The 22,404-nt window shown below is 64.1% G+C and carries 22 protein-coding genes and 1 riboswitch; of the genes, 11 read left to right on the forward strand and 11 right to left on the reverse strand.

The window, feature by feature from the left end:
- Positions 1-113: 113 nt before the first annotated feature.
- Both K414_RS0122285 and K414_RS0122290 read left to right on the forward strand, forming a co-directional pair.
- Complete coding sequence (locus K414_RS0122285; RefSeq protein ID WP_027497945.1) at positions 114-554, forward strand: HIT family protein; 441 nt, start codon at positions 114-116, stop codon at positions 552-554.
- On the forward strand, positions 551-1,195 hold the full coding sequence (locus K414_RS0122290) for a Type 1 glutamine amidotransferase-like domain-containing protein (protein ID WP_027497946.1): 645 nt from the start codon (positions 551-553) through the stop codon (positions 1,193-1,195). Before K414_RS0122285 ends, K414_RS0122290 begins: the two co-directional genes overlap by 4 nt.
- Positions 1,196-1,223: 28 nt before the next feature.
- Here the strand turns inward: K414_RS0122290 and K414_RS0122295 are convergent, their stop codons facing one another.
- On the reverse strand, positions 1,224-1,535 hold the full coding sequence (locus K414_RS0122295; protein WP_027497947.1) for a hypothetical protein: 312 nt from the start codon (positions 1,533-1,535) through the stop codon (positions 1,224-1,226).
- A 232-nt stretch (positions 1,536-1,767) separates the two neighbouring features.
- On the opposite strand from K414_RS0122295, the gene K414_RS0122300 reads away from it, so the two are divergent.
- Positions 1,768-3,150 (forward strand): FAD-linked oxidase C-terminal domain-containing protein, encoded by a 1,383-nt coding sequence (locus K414_RS0122300; protein ID WP_027497948.1) that lies wholly within the window; start codon positions 1,768-1,770, stop codon positions 3,148-3,150.
- Between the two features lie 103 nt (positions 3,151-3,253).
- On the opposite strand, the gene K414_RS0122305 is transcribed toward K414_RS0122300, so the two are convergent.
- The 6 genes from K414_RS0122305 to K414_RS0122330 all read right to left on the reverse strand — a co-directional run bounded on the left by K414_RS0122305 (position 3,254) and on the right by K414_RS0122330 (position 11,320).
- Positions 3,254-4,558 carry an aspartate aminotransferase family protein gene (locus K414_RS0122305; RefSeq protein ID WP_027497949.1) on the reverse strand — a complete coding sequence of 435 codons (1,305 nt, stop codon included), beginning with the start codon at positions 4,556-4,558 and terminating at the stop codon, positions 3,254-3,256.
- 74 nt (positions 4,559-4,632) lie between these two features.
- Entirely contained in the window at positions 4,633-5,664 is a 1,032-nt protein-coding gene (locus tag K414_RS0122310; RefSeq protein ID WP_027497950.1) for a TIGR03842 family LLM class F420-dependent oxidoreductase, read from the reverse strand.
- Positions 5,665-5,666: 2 nt separating this feature from the next.
- A complete protein-coding gene (gene hydA / locus K414_RS0122315) occupies positions 5,667-7,088 on the reverse strand; it encodes a dihydropyrimidinase (protein ID WP_027497951.1) in 1,422 nt (473 codons plus the stop codon).
- Positions 7,088-7,927, reverse strand: coding sequence for a nitrilase-related carbon-nitrogen hydrolase (locus tag K414_RS0122320; protein WP_202595110.1), 840 nt, complete (start codon positions 7,925-7,927; stop codon positions 7,088-7,090). Before K414_RS0122320 ends, hydA begins: the two co-directional genes overlap by 1 nt.
- A 110-nt stretch (positions 7,928-8,037) precedes the next feature.
- Positions 8,038-9,558 carry an ATP-dependent DNA ligase gene (locus K414_RS0122325; protein ID WP_027497953.1) on the reverse strand — a complete coding sequence of 507 codons (1,521 nt, stop codon included), beginning with the start codon at positions 9,556-9,558 and terminating at the stop codon, positions 8,038-8,040.
- 196 nt (positions 9,559-9,754) lie between these two features.
- Positions 9,755-11,320 (reverse strand): carboxylesterase/lipase family protein, encoded by a 1,566-nt coding sequence (locus K414_RS0122330; RefSeq protein ID WP_027497954.1) that lies wholly within the window; start codon positions 11,318-11,320, stop codon positions 9,755-9,757.
- Between the two features lie 101 nt (positions 11,321-11,421).
- On the opposite strand from K414_RS0122330, the gene K414_RS29470 reads away from it, so the two are divergent.
- The 6 genes from K414_RS29470 to K414_RS0122360 all read left to right on the forward strand — a co-directional run bounded on the left by K414_RS29470 (position 11,422) and on the right by K414_RS0122360 (position 17,018).
- On the forward strand, positions 11,422-12,072 hold the full coding sequence (locus tag K414_RS29470; RefSeq protein ID WP_027497955.1) for a hypothetical protein: 651 nt from the start codon (positions 11,422-11,424) through the stop codon (positions 12,070-12,072).
- A gap of 116 nt (positions 12,073-12,188) precedes the next feature.
- Complete coding sequence (locus K414_RS0122340) at positions 12,189-13,586, forward strand: sugar porter family MFS transporter (protein WP_027497956.1); 1,398 nt, start codon at positions 12,189-12,191, stop codon at positions 13,584-13,586.
- A gap of 62 nt (positions 13,587-13,648) precedes the next feature.
- Positions 13,649-13,748: riboswitch (TPP riboswitch) on the forward strand.
- Positions 13,742-14,464, forward strand: a complete 723-nt coding sequence (locus K414_RS0122345; protein WP_027497957.1) for a TenA family protein — start codon at positions 13,742-13,744, stop codon at positions 14,462-14,464. It overlaps the preceding riboswitch by 7 nt.
- A 23-nt stretch (positions 14,465-14,487) precedes the next feature.
- Entirely contained in the window at positions 14,488-15,474 is a 987-nt protein-coding gene (locus tag K414_RS0122350) for an ABC transporter substrate-binding protein (RefSeq protein ID WP_051365412.1), read from the forward strand.
- Complete coding sequence (locus K414_RS0122355; RefSeq protein ID WP_027497959.1) at positions 15,452-16,288, forward strand: ABC transporter permease; 837 nt, start codon at positions 15,452-15,454, stop codon at positions 16,286-16,288. The genes K414_RS0122350 and K414_RS0122355 overlap by 23 nt, the downstream gene beginning before the upstream one ends.
- The gene (locus tag K414_RS0122360) at positions 16,281-17,018 is read left to right on the forward strand and encodes an ABC transporter ATP-binding protein (RefSeq protein ID WP_027497960.1); all 738 of its coding nucleotides are present in this window, start codon (positions 16,281-16,283) and stop codon (positions 17,016-17,018) included. Before K414_RS0122355 ends, K414_RS0122360 begins: the two co-directional genes overlap by 8 nt.
- A 17-nt stretch (positions 17,019-17,035) precedes the next feature.
- Here K414_RS0122360 and K414_RS0122365 read toward each other — a convergent pair whose 3' ends face one another.
- On the reverse strand, positions 17,036-18,301 hold the full coding sequence (locus tag K414_RS0122365) for an LCP family protein (protein WP_027497961.1): 1,266 nt from the start codon (positions 18,299-18,301) through the stop codon (positions 17,036-17,038).
- Between the two features lie 20 nt (positions 18,302-18,321).
- Positions 18,322-18,978, reverse strand: coding sequence for an NAD(P)H-dependent oxidoreductase (locus tag K414_RS0122370; protein ID WP_027497962.1), 657 nt, complete (start codon positions 18,976-18,978; stop codon positions 18,322-18,324).
- A 65-nt stretch (positions 18,979-19,043) separates the two neighbouring features.
- Between K414_RS0122370 and K414_RS27730 the strand changes: the two genes are divergently transcribed.
- Complete coding sequence (locus tag K414_RS27730; protein ID WP_032365543.1) at positions 19,044-19,406, forward strand: helix-turn-helix domain-containing protein; 363 nt, start codon at positions 19,044-19,046, stop codon at positions 19,404-19,406.
- A gap of 17 nt (positions 19,407-19,423) precedes the next feature.
- Here K414_RS27730 and K414_RS0122380 read toward each other — a convergent pair whose 3' ends face one another.
- Positions 19,424-19,744: a colicin immunity domain-containing protein gene (locus K414_RS0122380; protein ID WP_027497963.1), complete on the reverse strand. Its 321-nt coding sequence runs from the start codon at positions 19,742-19,744 to the stop codon at positions 19,424-19,426.
- Between the two features lie 230 nt (positions 19,745-19,974).
- Entirely contained in the window at positions 19,975-20,742 is a 768-nt protein-coding gene (locus tag K414_RS0122385; RefSeq protein WP_027497964.1) for a hypothetical protein, read from the reverse strand.
- A gap of 183 nt (positions 20,743-20,925) precedes the next feature.
- Here K414_RS0122385 and K414_RS0122390 point away from each other — a divergent pair, with 183 nt between their 5' ends.
- On the forward strand, positions 20,926-21,210 hold the full coding sequence (locus K414_RS0122390; protein ID WP_027497965.1) for a GNAT family N-acetyltransferase: 285 nt from the start codon (positions 20,926-20,928) through the stop codon (positions 21,208-21,210).
- Positions 21,211-22,404 lie beyond the last annotated feature (1,194 nt).

Raw genomic sequence — 22,404 nt, forward strand, 5'->3', positions numbered from 1 at the left:
GTCCGATTCGTTCTGAATCGAGTCCGTTTCGACATTTCGCGACTACAGGACGAGCAATTGTGATGCACGCCATACAGGTCAATCCGTGATGATCGGACCTTACAGTGACAATCGTGGAATCTTGCATCTTCTGTGCCATCGTCGCCGGCGACGCACCTGCCCACCGCGTGTTCGAGAACGACAACACCGTCGCCTTTCTCGATATTCGACCGATCAGCAGGGGCCATGTTCTGGTGGTTCCGCGCGAGCATTCCGCAGACCTGACCTCCACCGGACCGGACACGGCTGCCGAGGTTTTCCGCGTCGGGCACACGCTGGCGCGCGCAGTGCGCGAGTCCGACCTCCGCGCCGACGGTGCAAACCTGGTGATCAACGACGGCGTCGCCGCATTCCAAACCGTCTTTCACCTGCATCTGCACGTGGTGCCGCGCTGGGACCGCGACCGACTGAAGTTCGCGGCGGGGTTCGTCACCCGTCGCCTGCGTGAACCCGAACGGGTGGCCGAGGCAATTCGATCCGGAATGGCCAGGGTCGCCGGGGAGCAGACCTCGTGAGGTTGTTCTTGTCTTCGTATCGATTCGGCGGCCATTCCGACGAGTTCGCCCGCCTCACCGGCCCGCCCGCCGATCTCGCGGTCATCGCCAATGCGGCCGATGCCTGGCCCGCCACCGCCCGCGAATCCTCGCTCCGCAGCGAGTTCGGACCCCTGCGCGCGTTGGGATACCGGCCGTCGGAGTTGGATCTGCGCGATTTCGCCGGGAGGCCGGCCGCATTCGAGCGCGCCCTGGCAGCGTTCGACGCAGTCTGGGTCCGCGGTGGCAACACGTTCGTGTTGCGCGCTCAGATGGCTCGTTCCGGTGCGGACGAGGTCATCCGCGGGCGCGTTCGGGCCGACACCATCGCCTACGGCGGGTACAGCGCGGGAGCGTGCGTCGCTGCGCCGTCACTGGCCGGAGTCGAGGATGCCGACGACCCCAACGAGGTACGGCCGATCGCAGGCATCGATCCGGTGTGGAGCGGGCTCGGTCTCGTCGACTTCTCCGTCGTCCCGCATCTCGATTCCGTGCTGGACGAGAAGGATTCGGGGTGGGCGACGCTGCGCCGTCTGCGACGCGAGGGAATCGAAACTCACGGACTGACCGATAGCCAGGCAATCGTGGTCGACGACTCCGGGACGACAATTCTGGGTGCGTGAACCGTGATTTGTGCTGTGCGACCCGTGATCAGCCCAGGCGAGCGAGCGGCGCGAGCCGGTCGAGGGACGACCACGCGAGAGAGCAACGGCGAGCAGTCATTTCGTCGGCATCGAGGACGAGCATGTCGAACAGTCGGCGGGGTGCTGCACGCCACGAGTCGGCGATGGCCGCGACGGTCGCGCTCTCGAACATCCCGGATTTCAGCAACGCGTGCACCCACTCGTCGACCTCGCCGCGGTGAATGCGCTCGATGGTGTCGTATTCGACTCCGCCCCCGAGGAATTCGTACGAGAACATCGCCGCCACATAGTTCCAGGAGTCACTTCCGGGATCGATCATCGTGCAGCCTCCTTGTCGACCCGCACCGCATGGGGTGCGAGATGCGCTGCGCTGGACGCTAGCGCTGCGAACTACAACATTGCGTGTCGACGACGCATCGATCTGGTAACGCCTGGGGCTGGCGTTACTGATGTGACTCGGACAATCCCAGCGGCGTCCTCGTTCACGCCCCACTGCGAGTCGTGACAGACTCGAGTGGCGACGGTCACATGTACGACGTGAGGAGAACCGGATGTCGGTGACTACCGATGCAGATGCCCACCTGAGCGAGCTCGAAGCGCTGCTTCCCGCCGGTGCCGTGGTCACCGACCCCGACATCACCGAGGGATACCGACGCGACTGGGCCAAGGACCCCGACGCAGGTTCCCCATTGGCCGTGGTCCGCGCGCAGTCCACCGACGACGTCAGAGCCGTCATGCGGTGGGCCACCGAACACGCGGTAGCGGTCGTCCCGCGTGGGGCCGGCTCGGGCCTGTCCGGTGGCGCCACGGCCGTCGACGGCGGAATCGTGCTCACCACCGAGCTGATGCGCGAGATCACCGTCGACCCGGTGACCCGCATAGCCGTCGTACAACCCGGACTGCTCAACGCCGAAGTCAAGAAGGCAGTCGCCGAACACGGTCTGTGGTACCCACCGGATCCGTCGTCGTTCGAGATGTGCTCCATCGGCGGCAATGCGGCCACCAATGCCGGCGGGCTGTGCTGCGTGAAGTACGGCGTCACCACCGATTACGTTCTCGGACTCGAGGTCGTCCTCGCCGACGGGACTGCCGTCCGACTCGGCGGACCACGCCTGAAAGATGTTGCCGGACTGTCCCTTGCGAAGCTCTTCGTGGGATCCGAGGGCACCCTGGGCATCATCACCGAGATCACTCTTCGATTGATCCCGGCCCAACCTCCGGCCAGCACCGTGGTTGCCTCGTTCGCCTCCGTGCACGATGCGACGACTGCCATTCTGGCCATCACCCGTACCTTGCGGCCGTCGATGCTCGAGTTCATGGACCGTGCGTCCATCGGTGCCGTCGAAGATGCCATGAACATGGGACTCGACCGCGAGGCAGCTGCGATGCTCATCGCTCGGTCCGACTCCCCCGGTGCCGATCGAGGGCGAGAGATCGACATCATGGCCGCAGCGTGCACCGAGGCCGGTGCCTCGGATGTCTTCACCACCGACGACCCCGACGAGGGTGAGGCCTTCGCTGCGGCACGGCGATTCGCCATTCCGGCGGTCGAACGACTCGGCAGCCTACTGCTCGAGGATGTCGGTGTTCCGCTCCCTGCCCTCCCGGCTCTCGTCGACGGGATCGCCGAACTGTCGAAGAAGTACGACGTGTTGGTTGCCGTCATCGCGCACGCGGGCGACGGCAACACCCACCCGCTGATCGTGTTCGATCCCGAGGACGCCGACATGACCCGTCGCGCCAACGTCGCATTCGGAGCCATCATGGATCTGGCAATTTCGTTGGGCGGCACCATCACCGGCGAACACGGCGTAGGGCGCCTCAAGAAGGCCTGGCTGCCCGATCAAGTCGGCGAAGACGTCATGGAACTGACCCGGCGAATCAAGACCGCTCTCGATCCGGCCGGAATCCTCAACCCCGGTGCTGTGCTCTGATCAGAGCGGCTGACGCCGCACGTGCACGCAGTGTTTTCGGGTCGTTCCGCAGGCTCCACTCCTGCCTCGTAGCAGGAGTCGAGTTTCCGCGCACGACCCCGAGTCAGACGGTGAACCCGTCCGCCACCGTCAATACCTCGTCGAGGATTTCCAGTCCCTGACGAATCTCGTCCTCGGTCGTCGTCAGCGGCGGCGCGATCTGCAGACGGTTGCCTGCGACGAAGGGCCACAGACCCCGTGACTTCGCCGCGGCGGTCACGGTGCCCATCGCCGCCGCATCCTTGCCCGACGCGGCGAAGGGCACCAGCGGCTCCCGCGTCGTGCCGTCCCTGACCAGCTCGACGGCCCAGAAGAATCCCTTGCCGCGCACTTCGCCGACGCTCGGATGCGATTCGGCCAGCTTGGACAGGCCCGCACCGAGTACGTCCTCGCCGACGTGACGGACGTGCGGAAGGATCTTGTCGCGCTCGAACACCCCGATGGATGCCACGCCCGCGGCACACCCGAGGACGTGACCGGAGTAGGTCAAGCCGCCCGGATACGGCTTGTGGTCGAACTGCGAGGCGATCTTCTCCGAGATCACGACCCCGCCGAGGGGCACGTATCCGGAGTTGACGCCCTTGGCGAACGTGATCAGATCCGGTGTCACATCCCAGGCCTGGCACGCGAACCATTCGCCGATTCGCCCGAACCCGACCATCACTTCGTCGGCGATGTAGACGATCCCGTACTTGTCGCACAGTGCCCGAACGCCGGCCAGATATCCGGGCGGCGGGATCAGCACACCGTTGGTACCGATGACCGATTCCAGGATCAGTCCGGCGATGTTCTGCGCGCCTTCGAGCACGATGACCTGTTCGAGGTGTGCCAGCGCTGCGGCTGTCTCGTCCTCGGGAGTCGTTGTGCCCCAGGGCGACCGGTACGGGTACGGCCCGAAGAAGCGTACGACGTCGACGTTGGTCGGCTCGGTACCCCATCGCCGCGGCTCTCCGGTGAGACCGATAGCGACTCCGGTTCCGCCGTGGTACGAGCGGTAGGCGGCAAGCATCTTCGTGCGTCCGGTGTGCTGGCGCGCCAGCCGCACCGCGTGCTCGACGGCTTCGGCACCGCCCGTCGTGAAGAACACCCGGTTCAGATCACCCGGAGCGCGTTCGGCGATCAGAGCAGCGAGTTCACTGCGCTTGTTGTTGGCCACGGTCGGCGAGATGGTCGTCAGAACCTGGGCCTGTTCGACGATGGCGGCCACCACGTCGGGGTGTTGATGCCCGAGATTGACGTTGACCAACTGGGACGAGAAGTCCAGGTACCGATTGCCCTTGTCGTCCCAGAACCACGACCCCTCGGCACCCTCGACGGTGATCGGGTTCAGTTCGGCCTGCGCCGACCAGGAGTAGAACACGTGATCCATCTACTTGCCGCCTTTCTTCGGTGTGACACTCACCGGAGCGTACGACTGGCCGACGGCAACAGTCCCGTCGCCCGTCACGACGTAGCCGTCACTGATGTGCGAATCTGCGGAATGATGCTCTCTCCGTACGCTTCGAGCGTCGCTGCCTTGGCGTCGTGCTGCAGGTACACCGAGAACTGGTCGACGCCGAGTGTCTCCAGCGCCTTCAGCTTGACGATGTGATCGGCCGGGGTGCCCAGTAGGCAGAACCTGTCGATCACCTCGTCCGGAACGAATTCTGCGTGCGAGTTTCCGGCTCGACCGTGCTCGTTGTAGTCGTACCCATTGCGCGCCGCGATGTAGTCGGTGAGTGCCTGCGGAACACCGCCGCCGTCACCGCCGTAGCGTGCGACGATATCGGCGACGTGATTGCCGACCATCCCACCGAACCAACGACATTGGTCGCGGGCATGTTCGAGCCCGGCCTCGGTACCGTCGGTGACGTAGGCGGGAGCTGCCACGCAGATCGAGATCGAATCCGGATCTCGGCCCGCCTGCTCGGCGGCAGCACGCACTCGGCCGATCGTCCACGCAGCGATATCCGGATCTGCCAATTGCAGAATGAATCCGTCCGCTACCTGCCCGGTGAGCTCGAGGGCTTTCGGTCCGTACGCCGCGACCCACACCTCCAGCGTCGAGTGTTCCGCCCACGGAAACTGCACCGTCGTCTCACCCACCCGGGCGCTGCGCCCGTTGGCCAGATTTCGGATCACCTCGATCGAGTCTCTAAGCGAGGCAAGCGTTGTCGGCTTACCTCCGAGAGCGCGGACCGCGGAATCACCCCGACCGATACCGCAGACGGTTCGATTGCCGAACATGTCGTTGAGTGTCGCGAACGTCGACGCCGTCACGGTCCAATCGCGGGTAGCCGGATTGGTGACCATCGGACCCACGGTCACACGCCTGGTCGCGGCCAGAATCTGACTGTAGATGACGTACGGTTCCTGCCACAGCAGATGCGAATCGAACGTCCATACGTGCGAAAACCCATGTGTCTCGGCCTGTCTGGCCAGATCGATCACCCGCGACGCCGGCGGATTGCACTGCAGCACCACCCCGATGTCCATGCTCAGATCAGATTCTGTGACAGGTCGCGGCGAACGAAGCGGCCGTGTCCCGCAGTGCCGGAATAGGATCCACTGTCGACGATGACGCGCCCGCGAGACATCACGGTGTCCACGTGCCCGTCGATCTCGAAACCCTCGTACGCCGAATAGTCCATGTTCATGTGGTGGGTCTTCTCGACCCCGATGCTGGTGTGCCCGTTCGGGTCGTAGATCACGATGTCGGCATCTGCTCCCGGGCTGATGACGCCCTTTCTCGGATTCATACCGAACATCCGGGCCGGGGTGGTGCAACAGACGTCGACCCACTTCTCGAGGGTGATCTTGCCGCTCTTGACCCCCTGGAACATCAAGTCGATGCGATGTTCCACCGAACCGATTCCGTTGGGAATCTTGGAGAAATCGCCGATTCCCATTTCTTTCTGGTCCTTCATGCAGAACGGGCAGTGGTCGGTACTGACGGTTGCCACGTCACCGGTGCGCAGGTAGCGCCACAATTCGTCCTGATGGCCCTCGGCTCGCGACCGCAGGGGCGTCGAGCAGACCCATTTGGCCCCCTCGAAGCCGGGTGCACCGAGTTGTTCTTCGAGCGAGAGATAGAGGTACTGCGGACACGTCTCGGCAAACACGTTCTGCCCGTTGCCCCGAGCCTGCGCGATCTGTTCGAGAGCCTGCTTTGCCGATACGTGCACGACGTACAGCGGCGCTCCGGTGACGTCGGCCAGCATGATCGCTCGATGCGTCGCCTCTTCCTCCAGCTGCCACGGACGCGATGTCCCGTGGAAGTACGGGGCCGTGTCGCCGCGTGCGATGGACTGGGCCACGAGGACATCGATGGCGATCCCGTTCTCCGCGTGCATCATCAACAGCGCACCCGTTTCCGCCGCCGACTGCATGGCTCGCAGGATCTTGCCGTCGTCGGAGTAGAAGACCCCCGGGTACGCCATGAAGAGTTTGAAACTGGTGACACCCTCGGAGACCAACTCGCTCATGGCTTTCAGCGAATCATCGGTGACGTCGCCGATGATCTGATGAAACCCGTAATCGATAGCGCACCGACCGGCGGCCTTGTCGTGCCACTGCGCCAGAGTGTCCTGGACGCGTTGGCCGGGAGTCTGGATGGCGAAATCCACGATGGTCGTCGTACCACCCCACGCCGCTGCGCGCGTCCCGGTTTCGAAGGTATCGGAGGCGAACGTGCCCCCGAACGGCATCTCCATGTGCGTGTGTCCGTCCACGCCGCCCGGAATCACGTACTTCCCGGTGGCATCGATGACGACGTCCGCCGATGTCTTCAGATCTGCGGCCAAGGACACCGAGCCGGGTGCCAGCACTGCGACGATGGTCTCACCGTCGATGAGCACATCCAGTTCCTGTGCGCCGGTGGTGGATACGACAGTGCCGCCGTGCACGAAGGTGGTGGCCATCAGGGTTGCACCAGTGGGCCGTAGGCGTCGGGTCTACGGTCGCGGTAGAACGCCCATCGGTCGCGGACCACTTTGATCAGGTCCATGTCCAGGTCCCGAACGACGATCTCGGACTTGGAATCCGACGCCACCTCGCCGACGAATTTGCCCTCGGGATCGACGAAATAGCTGGTGCCGTAGAAATCGTCGTCGCCGTACTCGGATTCGATTCCGACGCGGTTGATCGCACCCACGTAGTACTCGTTCGCGACGGCCGAGGCCGGTTGCTCGAGTTTCCACAGATAATTCGACAGACCCCGTGAGGTTGCCGAGGGATTGAAGACGATCTCGGCACCGGCAAGTCCGAGAGCACGCCAGCCTTCGGGAAAATGCCGGTCGTAACAGATGTAGACGCCGATGCGGCCGACGGCGGTATCGAACACCGGCCACCCCAGGTTGCCGGGACGGAAATAGAACTTCTCCCAGAATCCGTTGACGTGGGGAATGTGATGCTTGCGGTATTTACCGAGATACGTGCCGTCTGCGTCGACCACAGCAGCGGTGTTGTACAGCAACCCGGGCTGTTCCTGCTCGTAGACGGGCAGGATCATGACGATCCCGAGCTCTTTCGCCAACGCCGCGAACCGGTCGACCGTCGGGCCCGGTACGGATTCGGCGTACTCGTAGAATTTCGCATCCTGAAGCTGGCAGAAGTACGGACCGTAGAAAAGCTCTTGAAAGCAGACAACTTTCGGGCCCTGCTCGGCGGCAGACCGAGCGAACCCCTCGTGTGCCTCGATCATCGATTCTTTGTCACCGGTCCACGTGCTCTGGACCAACGCAGCTCGAACTGTGGACATCATCGGCACTCCATCTCTCGCTGGCTTGCACCCTCAAGGTATTTTGCGCCGTGTTACGGGATCGTTCGTCCGGTTTCGTATGTATTAATCGTGCACAGTTCTCGGCGAACTCACGAGTTCGAGTTGGGCAACAATGCGCGGACGGCATCGATGGTGTCTGCGGTGGCCAGGTTCTTGTCCGGTCGGTATCGCAACACTCGGGCGAAGCGCAGCGCCACCCCGCCCGGATAGCGCGAGCTGACCTGCACTCCGTCGAGTTCGATTTCGACTATCAACTCGGGCCGCAGGTACACGGTGTGCTGATCTCGCTCGCGTTCGTGCTTCGGGAATTCCTCCGTCTGCCACTGCAGCAGCACATCGGTCAGGCCTTTGAACGTCTTGCCGACCATGATCGGTTCGCCGCCGTCGGGATCGCGGGCCCCCAGATGCAGGTTGGACAGAAAGCCCGTCCGTCGGCCGTATCCCCACTCCGCGCCGAGAACAACGAGATCGAGAGTGTGTTCGGGTTTGACCTTCTGCCAACTCTTTCCGCGCCGGCCTGCCGCATACGGGGCGCTCAGAGCCTTGAGCATGACTCCCTCGTGCCCGGCATCGAGCGCAGCATCGAAGTGGGCAGCCGCCCCGTCGGCGTCGGGCCGTACGGCACTCGGAATCCGATGTCCCGGCGCCACCTTGTCGAGCGCTGCGAGGCGCTCTTCGAGTGGAGCGTCGAGCAGATCGACGCCGTCGAGATGCAGACAGTCGAAGAAGTAGGGCTGCAGCAACAATTCGTGTGCGCTCTCGGCACCGAACCGGCTCATCGTCTCCTGGAACGGACGCGGCCTGCCACTGTCGTCCAGTGCGAGTGTTTCGCCATCGAGGACCACCGACTCGCAGGGAAGTGCACGGACCAGTTCCACCAGCTCGGGCACACCGGCGGTGATATCGCGCAGGGTGCGGGTGTAGATGCTCACGTCGGATCCCGAGCGATGCACCTGAATTCGGGCACCGTCCAGCTTGTACTCGACCGTCACATCCCCCGCCAGCTGCTCCCACGCACCCCGAAGAGACTCCGCCGGCGACGCCAGCATCGGGCGAACCGGCCGACCGACTTCGAGTCGAAAGGCGTTCAATGCCTCGACACCACCGGTCATGGCGGCGACGGCAGTGGCAGACAATCGACCGGACAGCATGAACGCGCGCCGCACCGACGCCTGCGGCAGAGCTGTGGCAGCGGCGACAGCGTCGACCATGATGCCCTCGAGCGCACCTTGCCTCAGCTCGCCCGTGACCAACCTGATGACGAACGCACGCTCGTCGGCAGTGGTCCGCGAGAACAAGTCCAGCAGCAGGGCCGAACGTCGCGCAGCCGAACCAGCGCCCGACGTCGCCGCCACCTCGGACAACTTCTCGTCCACCTCGGCAACCGTCAGTGTCGACTCCGAGGCGGACGGGACATCCAGATCTGCGAGTGTGCGCCAGCCGACCCCGATCCGTCCCTGCGGCAATTCGCCCGACAACCACGACACCGCCGGTTCGATGTCACCCGCCTGTGCCTCGGACAGCACAGCACCGAGCTCCTCGATCTTGACCTTGCGCGAACGCGTCGCGGCCACGGCCCGAGAGGTTTCGACAATCCTGGACATCAGCACTCATCGAACATAACCGCACCCACCGACTGGCCTACCCAACCGGGTCATTCCGCAGGCTCCACTCCTGCCTGACATTCAATTGTTACCGCTGTGACTCCAGCGGCCGGTGTTCTTGCTGTTACGTTCGATGCATGCCTGTGACGTCCCGAGCAGGAGTGAAGCCTGCGGAACGACCCGGCGGCGGGCCGGCGACGGGTCAGCTGAATCCCACCACCCGGTCGCCCCAGGCAGCGCGCATGTCTCCGTCGGGATCGTCGACGAGCGTGTCGGACGTATCGATCACCAGAGTCCATCGATTCTTCTCGGTGTACGGGGCCCAGTGCTTGGACGCGTCCAGCGCGGCCGGTACTCCGTACCGCGCGAAGGCCAGCCACCGCCGCTGCATCCGGGCCGACACCGCCATCGCCGGTTTCCGACCCCCCAGCCAGAAGGTGGGATCTCGGTTGAGAGTTCCGAAATTGCCGAACACGTACGGCAGTTCGGTCGCGTGGCCGGCCCCTACTCGCGCGGCCTTGAGCATCGGCGTCGCGTGATCGAAACGGTACATCCAGGTCGGCGAATGCCTACTGTGCCCGTCGGCGATCCACAGACTCGGCATGACGAAGCCTGCGTCACGCGAGATGGCCTGAGCCCCAGCAGGTTTGTTCCTGTCCGGGTAGGCGGCCATGATTTCTGCGATGCGCGAGGCGGGCATGTCCGCGTGATCGTGCGCGATGGCCCGGAACATCTCCGAGACGGTGTCGAATGTGATCGGCATCAACGGGGACTTCATGAACCGGAAGATCGAGGGCTCGTCGTGGTTGGTACCGATGATCAACGGAATTCTGTGCGAGAGACCTTTTTGAAAGGCCGCGACCGGGTAGCGGGGCACGATGTCTCCGTCGACGACGGGCGAAAGTCCCAGTGTCCCAGGAACTGTGGTCGGAATCTCGTAGCAGAGAGTGTCCCCCGCGGTGACCAGTCTGCTGAAGTGCATCTCGAGCAACTCGCCGACGTCCTCGCGGTCGACCCCCACGAGCTCGAGGAACCGGGCGGCCACCGCAGCGCCGCGTTCGGGACCGTACACGGACGTGGCCGGGGCACTTTGCACGATCGCTCGATGGAAGAGCCCCTCGGCCTTGGGCGAGGTCATCAGAGTGGTGACCGACGCGCCCCCGGAGGACTCGCCGAAGACGGTGATCTCGTCGGGGTCCCCACCGAAGGCGGAGATGCACTCCCGGACCCAGTGCAGCGCCGCAATCTGGTCGCGCAAACCGAGATTGGTCTCGAAGACGTGTTCGTCGGTGGAGAAGGACGACAGATCGAGAAAGCCGAATGCGCCGAGACGAAAGTTGATCGAGACCACGACCACGTCGCCGTTCTCGCTCAGATGTCGCCCGTCGTACACCTGTTGCGCGGACGAACCGAGCGAATACGCGCCGCCGTGAATCCACACCAGCACCGGACGCAGTTCGCCGTCGGGCCGTGGCGCCCACACGTTGAGCGACAGGCAATCCTCGGAGATCGACAACGACGGATCGATCGGGACCGGGCTGTCGCGGCCCTGAGGTGCCATCGCACCGAAGTGCAGACCGTCGAGCACGCCGTTCCACGGCTGCAGGGGACGCGGTGCTCGAAACCGCAACTCACCCACCGGCGGCGTCGCGTACGGAATACCCCTCCAGGCGACGGTCGGCGATGCATCGCCCGTAACCGGGTAGCCGAGAACGTCGCCGTACGGCGTGCTCACACGCACGGTGGAGTCGGACGTGGTGTCGTCCATCGCACCTCCCTTCGGGTCGTTGCTCAACGTACCAACTCCATCCCCGACGCCGGCCCGCTCGAAACCCCCGGCAGCGCTCCCATCGAACCGAGGAACGAGTCATGAAGAGAATTGGATCCGCCCTGGCGGCGGTCGTCGGAGTGTGCCTGTTGTCTGCCTGCGGTTCGGGCGGCGGAGGTGACGGACCCATGGCGACGGTCATCACCGACCGCCCCCAGCCGATCACGGCGGTTCCGACCACCGACCGTGGCCTGCCGTCGAGCAGTGTGCCTTCCACGCCGTCCTCCACGACACCGTCCAGCACCACGAAGACCACGCCGAGTGCCGTTGCGCAGCAAGCGAACCCGACACAGTACGCGGGCAAGGCTCCGGGCTGGTACTACTTCACGAGCCCCAGCGGCAAGTTCGAGTGCGGTATAGCCGTACAAGAGACGTCGATCGCCGGTTGCCACGGCTCGCTGCCCGACTCGGCCCCCGAGGTGACCGACAGTGCATCCTCCGACCGGGTGAAACCCAATTCCGTGCAGATCATCGCCGGCTCCCCCGCGAAGTTCGAGAGCCTGGGCGATCCCAAGTTCCACCGATTCGACGGACCCGCGGCGGCACTCCCGTACGGCGAAGAACTCACCGTCGCGGGTAGTGGATCCACCAACGGGCTTCGATGCAGCGTCGACGAGCAGACCGGAGTCACCTGCACCGATCAGGTCGGCCACGGTTTCACCGTCTCGGACGACGATTTCGACCTTCGCTGACGGCGTCGTTCGCGCGGCGAAAGACCAGGCGTAATGTCCCAGGACGGTACGACAATCCCTGCCGTACGGTCTCCCCAGCGGCCGGCGCCCGCGCGCGGCCAGAAGGTGCATCACACATGAATCAGACCTCGGACCGTCACACAGCGAAGGTCATCGGCGTCAGCGTCGCCGCCGCTGTAGGCGGCTTCCTGTTCGGCTTCGACAGTTCGGTCATCAACGGAGCTGTCGATTCGATCGAAGACCACTTCTCTCTCGGCTCGTTCACCACCGGCTTCGTGGTTGCGATCGCCCTGATCGGCTGCGCGATCGGTGCCTGGTTCGCCGGTAGCCTCGCCGATCGCTGGGGCCGCAAGAAGGTGATGCTGCTCGGCTCGGCCCTGTTCGTCATTTCCTCGGTCGGCTCCGGGCTCGCGTTCAGCGTTCCCGATCTCATGCTCTGGCGTGTGCTCGGCGGTCTCGGCATCGGCATCGCGTCGGTCATCGCACCGGCCTACATCGCCGAAATCGCGCCCGCCAAATGGCGTGGCGCGCTGGCCTCGCTGCAGCAATTGGCGATCACCATCGGTATCTTCGCTGCCCTACTGTCCGACGCCCTTCTCGCGGGTGCGGCCGACGGAGCCTCCAACGACCTGTGGTTCGGTGTCGAGGCGTGGCGCTGGATGTTCCTCGTCGGTGTGGTCCCCGCTCTGGTCTACGGAATCCTGGCCACCCTGATCCCGGAGTCACCCCGCTACCTGGTGGGTCAGCATCTGGACGAGGAAGCCGCCGCGGTTCTGGCGAACATCACCGGCGAGCTGCATCCCGACGAGCGAGTGCACGAGATCAGGCTGACGCTGCGCAAGGAGGCCCGATCGTCGTTCGCCGACATCCGTGGCCCCAAGTTCGGTCTGCAGCCGATCGTCTGGGTGGGCATCACGATGGCCGTCCTGCAACAGCTGGTCGGCATCAATGCGATCTTCTACTACTCGACGACGCTGTGGCGGTCGGTCGGGTTCACCGAGGACCAGTCGTTCACCACCTCGGTCATCACCGCGGTCATCAACGTGGCCATGACGTTCGTGGCGATTCTGTTCGTCGATCGCATCGGCAGGCGCAAGCTGCTGATGGCGGGGTCCATCGGAATGTTCGTCGGACTCGTCATGGCATCCGTCGCCTTCTCGCAGGCGACCGGCAGCGGCGACGAGGTCAGTCTGCCGTCGCCGTGGGGTGCGATCGCGTTGGTCGGGGCGAATCTGTTCGTCATCTTTTTCGCATCGACCTGGGGACCGATCATGTGGGTCATGCTCGGCGAGATGTTCCCCAACCGGATGCGCGCCATGGCTCTGGGTATCGGTACGGCTGCGAATTGGATCGCCAACTTCGCTGTCACGCTTGCCTTCCCACCACTGACGTCGTCCGTCGGATTGTGGGTCATCTACGCCGGCTTCGCGCTCTTCGCTGCGCTGTCGTTCCTCTTCGTCAAGTCCAACATCCGTGAGACCAAGGGCATGGAGCTCGAGGACATGCTGGGCTAGACCCAGGCCGAGGTGAAGGGGCAGTAACACCGGCACATCGTGACCGGTGTTACTGTCACTGACGTTCTGACACGGGGTGTGTCCGCCGATGCGGATGCTGAGATCAAACCCGCCGAACCTGATGCAGGTAATACTGACGAAGGGATGTCAAGGCGATGACGCCTGTTGTATCTGCGGACCCGGTCCGCTTCACCACTCGACTCTGGGACGCATCCGCGCACATCAGACGCGCGATCGACGATCTCGAATTCCTCCGCCGGCTCGGTGCGGGAACCCTTCCCCTCGACGCGTTCCGTCGATATCTGGAGCAGGATTCGCTGTATCTCGGTGGCTACGTGAAGTCGCTGTCCCTGCTGGCAGCGCACGCGCCGACACCGGTGGCCGGAGCCTTCTGGGCCGGCGCTGCAGCGAGCGCGATGGACGAGGCCGCCTCGCACGAGGCCATGCTCACCGGAGACGTTCTTCCGTCCTCCACCGAGACGCCGACGCCTTCACCGGCATGCCTCGGCTACACCTCCTACCTGACGGCCGTCGCCGCGACCGAGCCGTATCCCGTTGCGGCGGCAGCTGTTCTGCCGTGCTTCTGGATCTACGCCGACGTCGGCCGCTCGCTCGCCGGAGCGGCGAAAGCCGTGCTCGCACGCGATCCCGGTCATCCCTACGCACAGTGGGTGGCCAACTACGACGCACCCGAATTCCATGCCATCGTCGATGCCGCCAAGGGCTTCGTCGACGACGCGGCCGACTCTGCGACGGAACTGCAGCGTGAGCAGATGATCGACGCCTTCGTCGTTGCGTCGAGGTACGAATTGATGTTCTGGGACAGCGCATTACACCCCACTCCGTGGCCATCGACCGAGAGCGCGGTGCACGCATGAGAACGTCTCGATTGCTCACGGTGATGGTGGCGACGGTCCTCGCAACCACGGTGATGGCCGGCTGCTCGCAGTCGACGGATTCCGACACCATCCGTTTCGCCCTCGACTGGACTCCCAACACCAATCACACCGGCCTCTACGTCGCCCTTCAGGAGGGCTACTTCGCCGACGCCGGGCTCGATGTGGAAGTACTGCCGTACAACAACACGGCCGCAGACACGCTCGTCGATGCAGGCAACGCCGAGTTCGGTATCAGCACCCAGAGTTCGACGGTCTTCGCAAGATCGGCCGGCGCCCGGACCGTGTCCGTCCTCGCACCACTGCAGCACTGGGCCACCGGCATCGGAGTGCGTGCGGATCGGGACGACATCGCGAGCCCACGCGCACTCGACGGCAAGGTCTACGCCGGTTTCGGTGAATCCGGCGAGCAGGCCGGGCTCCGGCAGGTCATCGAGAACGACGGTGGCACAGGCGAATACGAGACCGTAGTGCTCGGCACATCGGCCTACGAGGCGGTGTACTCCGGCACTGCGGACTTCACCGTGTCCTACCTCGCGTGGGAGGGCATCGAGGCAGAGCACAGCGGAACGCCGATGAAGTACTTCGATTACACCGATTACGGGTTCCCCGACGCCTACGCCATCACCATCAACGGGAACGAGCCGTGGCTGGCTGCGCATCCGGACGAGGCGAAGAAGTTCGTGCAGGCGCTGCAGCGTGGCTACCAACTCGCAGCGGACGATCCGGACAGGGCGGCTCAGGATCTGATCGACGCCAATCCCGGTACGTTCACCGACGAATCGTTGGTGTTCGAGAGTCAGAAGATGCTCGCAGAGAAGTACATGAAGGATTCCGCGGGCGAAGTCGGACGACAGAGCATCGACACGTGGACCGCGTACTCGAAGTTTCTCTACGACAGCGGGGTACTCACCGATCAGAGCGGTGCACCGCTGAGCGCCGAACCGGACTGGTCCACCTATTTCACCGATGACTACCTCGGCGATCGATGAGCCGGTGACCGCCGAGCGAGATACGTTCTCGCTCAGCGGTGTCCGAGCTTCGTTGCGGTGGGCATGGCCCGCGGTGACCGTCGTCGTCCTGTCGATCGCGGTGTGGCAGATCTATGTCGAGGTCAGCGGCATCAGGCCACAGGTACTGCCCTCCCCCGGCCGCGTTCTCACGCAGGGCTGGGCCCAACGCGAGGCGATTGCCGAGAACGCCGCAGCGACACTGCAGGTGACACTCGTCGGGTTCGCGGTCTCGCTCGTGCTGGCCTGGCTGCTCGCCATCGCCGTGGACTTCTCCCCGTGGCTGCGCCGTGCGTTCGTACCCTTGTTCGTCGTCTCGCAGACACTGCCGATCATCGCCATCGCACCGCTGCTCATCATCTGGTTCGGGTTCGGACTGTTACCGAAGATTCTCGTGATCGCACTGGCGACGTTCTTTCCCATGGCCATCGGGCTCATCGAGGGGTTCGCCGCCGCAGATCGCGACGCGCGAGCCCTCCTGGCCACCATGGGGGCCGGCCGCTGGCAGCAGTTCCGCTACGTACGGCTGCCGTCGGCACTTCCTCGATTCTTCACCTCGCTTCGCATCGGCATCACCTACGCCGTCGTCGGTGCGATCTTTGCCGAATACGCAGGAGCCACCGCAGGACTCGGTATCTACATGAGTCAGCAGAAGAATTCGTTCCGTACCGATTTGGTACTTGCAGCCGTTGCCGTCACCGCGGTGATCAGCGTGCTCCTGTTCGTCTCGACGTTCGTGGTCGAACGCGTCGTCGCCCCGTGGGCACGTCAGGGGTCGGCGGGCCACAATGTCTGAACTCGAGCACAGCATCGACATCTCGGCTCTGAGAAAATCGTTCGGCGGAAAACCGGTACTCGACGGCGTGTCGTTCGGCGTCCGGCCCGGTGAATTCGTGTCGATCATCGGTCCGAGCGGCTCGGGTAAGAGCACGGTGTTCAACATGCTCGCCGGCCTCGATACACCCGATTCGGGCTCGGTCCGAGTCCCGCCGTGTGCCTACATGCCGCAGAAGGACCTACTGTTCCCGTGGCGATCGGTGCTCGACAACACCTCGCTCGGCCTCGAAGTACAAGGCGTCGCCAAGAAGGAGGCACGAGCGCGGGCACGCGAGTTGTTCCCGGTGTTCGGTCTCGACGGGTACGAGTCCGCTCGCCCGTCCGAACTGTCCGGTGGCATGCGGCAACGAGCAGCACTGCTGCGCACCGTGGTGCAGGGACGGTCGGTGTTGCTGTTGGACGAGCCCTTCGGGGCATTGGACTCGTTGACCCGTAGTGACATGCAGGCCTGGCTGCAGCAGGTCTGGTCGGAGTTCAGGTGGACGGTGCTGATGATCACCCACGACATCCGCGAGGCGGTCTACCTGTCCGATCGGGTGGTGGTCCTCTCGCCACGACCCGCCCACGTTCGACGGCAGGTCGACGTACCGCTGCCTCGACCCCGGGAGCTCGAGATCGTGACGACGCCACAGTTCGCCGCCGTCGAGAAGCAGTTGATGGATGTTCTGTCGAGCTCGCCGAACCATTGACCGAGCCGATGCAGGGCTCAGTCGACGCAGGGGATGCCGCCGTTGCTGTGCACACCCTGGTCCGGGGCGGCCGGTAGGTCCTGGGACGGCTCGGGTACGGCTACCGCGAGCGGTGGTGGTGGTGCCGGATCCGACGTCGGGTCGAGGGCTGCGGGCGCCGGTTGCGCAGGACCGATCAATCGCGCTGCGTCGGCTCTGATGGCGTCGACGTCGACGAGATTGACGTCCTGACCGTCGACGGTGTCGTAGCCCGTGATCGGCAGCGTGTAGAAGTCGATATCGCCCTTCATGACGGCACCGGCTCCCCCGGCAAGGCCGATCGGGTCGAGGCCTGCGTCGATGACGATGTCGTTCTTGGTACCCGCGATCAGCGCACGCAATTCGCTGATGTTCGCCAGCACGCCGGATGCGCTGAGCTTGGCCATAACCCCGGCCACGAACGCCTGCTGCCGCTTGGTTCTGTCGAGGTCACCGTTGTCGAGTCCGTGCCGTTGACGCACGAAGGACAATGCCTGAGTCGCGCTCAATTCCTGCGCACCCGCAGGGAAGTCCGCACCCGAGTACGTATCGTGCACCGGGTTGTTCAGGCAGACCTGGATCGGGCCGACTGCCGTCGCCACGTCGTAGAAGCCCAGAAGATTGACTTCCGCGAAGTGATCGATCGGCACATCGAGGAGATCGCGAACGGCCGTCAGCGTCGAGCGGCGGCCCGCCTCGCGTGCCCGACGCTCACGCTCGGCCGCGTCGGTGACACCCTCGTCGAGCAATTGGGTGTCGGCATCGGCCTTGGCGAGCCCGTAGGCCTCCTTGATCTTGCGCTTGCCGTACCCGGGAACGTCGACGTAGTCGTCGCGCGGTATCGACAGCGCTGTCGCTCGTCCACCGCCGGCCGGAAGATGCACCAGCAGAAGCGTATTGGTGTTGTATCCCCCGACGTCGCTGTCACCGGCATGCAGGGTGTCGGTGACGAACGCGGCCGGCAGATCGTTGCCGTCCATGTCCTTACGACTGTCGAGCCCGATCAACAGAATGTTGGTGTCGGCACCGTTGACATCCGGATCGTTGTTCGCGATACCGTCGAGCGCATCGGAGGTGGTCAGTCCGGTGGTTGCCTCCCGGTAGACCGCGAATCCGACGCCACTGACTGCGACGGACGCCACCGCCGCCGTCGCGACGAGCACCCGGCCGATCCGCAGCGCAACAGCGTGGTCGCCGGACGGACGCGCCAACCGGTGGCGTCCTGGTCCACGTTCGATGCCGCTACCAGGGCCGTTCGGTTGCACCCTGACAGGCTACTCGGCTCTCACACGGGCGAGATCGTGCCCAGACGCCGCGCGAGCTCGTCGACGGCCGAGAATGCCGCGTCGAGGCTGGCCCGAGCCTGCGGAATCTTCGGTGCCAGACCGGCAACCCGCTCGGCAAGGGTCAGGTCGATCGGGACGAAATGCACGTCCATGCCCAGTGCAGCGCCGAGAACCTGCCGCAGCTGCCCCGTGGTGTGGTCGATCGACGCTGCCTCCGAGCCCGGGGTGTACTCGTTCCCCCGACTGGTGACCACAACCGCAGGCTTGCCGACGAGTGGTGCTGTGTCGCCGTCGAACGGCACCGTGATGCCGGGAACGTGCACGTAGTCGATCCACGCCTTCAGCGTCGACGGGATCGACCAGTTGTACATCGGCGCACCGATCAGTACGACGTCCGCGGAGATCAGTTCCTCAATCAGCTCGACCTGAAGAGCCTCGGCTGCCGCGTCCACGGTCTCGTCGGCAGTCCGCAGGTGCGGTGCCCAATGCAGTGCCGAGGTCGGCAGATGTGGCAATGCATTGACGTGCAGATCACGGCGAATCACCGAATGATCGGTTCCGATGGTGTGCCACGCGTCCGAGAAGTGGGCTGTCACCCGACGGCTGATCGAACGGGACAGGTCGGCAGACGAATCCAGGTGCAACAACTGCGGCACTGAAACACTCCTCGGATGGTGGGTGTCCCGAGCCTAGGCGAACCGGACGCTCCTATCCTGGTCGGATGGACTTCCGATTCGTCACCCGCGCGCTGAGTTCGCGCTCCGCCGCACGAATCACGACGGCACTGCACGAGAACACGGACACGGACGTCGATGTCCGTCTCGGCGGAGTGTCGGTGGACCTGGACGACTCCGCGCGCGCTGCGGTGCTCGAACTGCTCACCCAGCTGGCCACCGCCAGGGCTGTGGCCATCGGAACCGTCGAAGAACTGCTGACGACCTCGCAAGCGGCAGAGGTACTCGGTGTCTCCGACACCTACGTCCGGCGCTTGGCAGACGCCGGAGACCTACCGATCGAAATGCGAGGCACCCACCGACGCTTCCGGCTGGAAGACCTTCTGCGACACCGTGATCGATTTCGCTGACGGGCTGCGGCGGCCGATCAGCCGGCCTCGCGCTCGAACTGCTCGGACTGCAATGTCATGAGGTCACGAAACGCGTGGCCGGCTGCACGCCACAGCTGTTCCGCATCGATGTAGTCCACGCCGCGAAGGTCGACGTCTCCCAGATACGCCCCGACGTCGACCGACAGCATCCCGATCACCGACGACACCTCTGCATCCAGGTATGTCACCCGCGTGTTCTGAAGTTCTCGAAACTGCGTCGAGAAGAATTCCGCCGGAATTCTCCGATCGACGAACTGTGCGATGAGAAAAAGGAAGCGGGACGAATGAGCGGATGCCGCTCGGTATGACTGCTCCATGGTGAATACCTCTCCCCACGGTCGACAGCACCCCTCGCACTGTCGACCGTCGAGCTCGCTGAGACCCGAAACCCGATGCACAGACGAACTCTCGAGCATCGATTCGACCCAGCGATTGAAACAGGGAGCTCGTCGTACAAGCGCCAGGTTAATCAGACACTTCGACGGTTTCCGCACGTTGCGCGAAGTTGGTGAAAGCTCACAATATCACCGCGTTCACCTGCTAGTTCTTACTGAAAGGAACCGAGGGGGGCGCGATCGGGAGTGTCCAACTGCCAGAACTGCCAGCCGTCCCGCTCCTCGACATCTCCGCTGATGTGCGTGGCGACGGCACTGGCGGCGACGGACGGGTTGTCGAAGCGTCGACCCTCCATCGGCCCGGCCGTGATTTCCAGGCGCTGAGTGTGCGGGTCGAATCGCCCGCTGAGCCGGTATCCCTCGCAATCGGCCACCACCCGTACCCGGTTGTCGATCACTTCCTCTTCGACCACGACCTTGGACTTCCGCGTTGCTTTGACCCTGGGCGTGCGAACCCACGTCTGCTCGGGTCCGACGTCGACGGACGTGTCCAGGGTGGGGCTCAGTCCCAGCAGTTCCCAGCGCTCACTGCCGTGAGCCACCCTGTCGACTGCAATGGCGTGATGCCCGGTTCGCGTCCGTAGCGGCGAATCCTGCACCCACAGATCCACTTCACCGCGAATATCCGACGCCATCTCCTCGGAGGACACCATGTAGAAACGCGGTTCCTCGGTTGCCAGGTCCACGAACACCCAGTACGACGACCCCGTGTCGTCGCTCTCGAGCGACTCGTCCTGTCTGCGGGCCTTCCAGTCGCCCGTCACCTTCGATCGCACCCGCACAATGCACGAGGACTTACCGTCCATCGACCAGACCTGAACGGGATTGCGACGCGAGGTGGTCAGACGCTCCGCGCGTCCACCGCGCTGCGCGACGGTTCTGATGAAAGCCTTGATTCCCCGGTCGGATGTGTCTTCCACGGTTTGCCGCCTTAAGCCTCGAGCGCCCCGTACTTATGAAGAGAGGTGTTGCGACGGGTGGCGCTCGCACGACTCGGTTTCCCTCAGCCTACTGCGTCGATGCGTGCTCGAGTAACTACCGAACGATCGCCGTTCGGCTGCCGGTTACCGTGGAGACATCGAACACTGCCAGGAGGTACCGCAATGCCGGTGACGATCACCCATGACACCGCTGCCCACCGATTCGAGATTCACGTCGACTCCGAGCCGGCCGGGTACTCCGAGTACTTCGAGTCGAACGGCGTCCGAACCTTCCACCACACCGTGACACTGCCTCGGTTCCGCGGCCGAGGGCTGGCCGCCGCGCTCACCGAATACGCCCTCGACGACACCAGCACGCAGGGCCTCCAAGTGGTCCCTGCGTGCTGGTTCGTGCGCGACTTCATCGACGCAGCCGGCGATCGATATTCACATCTGGTCAAACGATGACCGGTCAGCGATTTACCGAGACGAATCCGGACCCGATACCGGATTCAGAACTGTCACCGTTTCCGGGTGTTCCCTCGTCGTTCCCGGTGGTTTTCCCGACCGATTCCTGAACGGGTTCGATTCGTTCTTGTGCCGCAACACTTTCCGCAGCCCGCTCGGCTGCTACGCGACGCCGTTCGTAGTTCTCGACACCCCGGGCAACCCGTTGTCGATGTTCACTCAAGACATGTTCGTAGTACATCTGTTCTCCTACAGAAAGAATGGACGCCTCACACGGAGCACAGCCGTGCGGCGCAAAATAGTCGACGCGTCGTTGTCGAGGCTCATCGGCCTCGATCCGCGAAAGCTCTACTCAGAGAGCGTGATCGGCAATAGCCGCGGATCGCGTGTAGACGACGCCCCGGCCTGCGAGCTCGAAATTTGCTGCCATTGTCCACCTCCACGATCGATGCGATGTACCCGTACGACGATCATGCACTGCCGAGGCATCGAACTCCACTGATTAAATTCCGCGCTCGAGAATTGTTGTGCAGCTGGACTTTTTAGGAGCGCACTCGAACGAGTGGTGGAGTGTGGCCCGACTACTTCGATTCGATCGGTCGGTAGGCCTTCCCGGTGTACGCGAACGCGCGCGCGTTTGTCAGGTACGCGCAGTCCGGTGTCGCTGTTCTGCTCGCGTGTGGCAAACGCGCTCGCGTGTGCGAACGGGGTGGGGGTGGCGTCTCAGCGGCCGACACGGCTGGGGATCACCGATCCCCTTTGTCTGCGCGATGCACTCGCGTATGCGACGGGGGTGGTGTCGCGAGTGAACGTCCGGCACTGTCGGAGGCGACGTGGTGCAGGCACCTCTGGTGCTATGCGAATGCGCGCGCGTTTGTCAGGTGCGCGCGGTCTGGTGTCGCTGTTCTGCTCGCGTGTGGCGAACGCGCTCGCGTTTGCGTTTGCGGCCCGGGGGGCGAGGGGACGGGCGGTCCGTATGGCGATGATGGGGCTGGGGGGTGCAGGTGTCGATGCCTGCGCGTTCAGGTCAACGAGAGCGGCGAATACTTGGGTATTGGTTTCGAATGCAAAATGCCCCTGACCACGGGTGGTCAGGGGCATTTTGGGATGTTGTGTTCGGCGGTGTCCTACTCTCCCACACCCTGTCGAGTGCAGTACCATCGGCGCTGGAGGGCTTAGCTTCCGGGTTCGGAA

The organism is Rhodococcus sp. JG-3, assembly GCF_000482405.1.
GTDB classification, from domain to species: Bacteria; Actinomycetota; Actinomycetes; order Mycobacteriales; family Mycobacteriaceae; genus Rhodococcoides; species Rhodococcoides fascians.